The 240-nt window shown below is 66.7% G+C and carries 1 pseudogene; it reads left to right on the forward strand.

Annotation, left to right across the window (positions count from 1 at the left end):
• Positions 1–240 (forward strand): annotated as a pseudogene (locus R0J88_RS23115) (sugar ABC transporter permease); the annotation flags it as partial.

The following is a 240-nucleotide window of genomic DNA, read 5'->3' on the forward strand; positions in this document are numbered from 1 at the left end:
GCGTGCTGATGGCCGTGCTGTTCGACCGCAAGTTCTACGGGCAGGGCATCGCGCGGCTGCTCGCGATCGCGCCGTTCTTCGTGATGCCGACGGTCGCCGCGCTGATCTGGAAGAACATGATCCTGCATCCGGTGTACGGGCTCGTCGCGAACGCGATGCGCGCGCTCGGGATGACGCCGGTCGACTGGTTCGCCGACTACCCGCTCACCGCCGTGATCATGATCGTCGCGTGGCAGTGGC

Origin of the sequence: Pseudoalteromonas sp. SIMBA_162, from assembly GCF_046535955.1 — a bacterium.
In the GTDB taxonomy this organism is placed as follows: domain Bacteria; phylum Pseudomonadota; class Gammaproteobacteria; order Enterobacterales; family Alteromonadaceae; genus Pseudoalteromonas; species Pseudoalteromonas marina.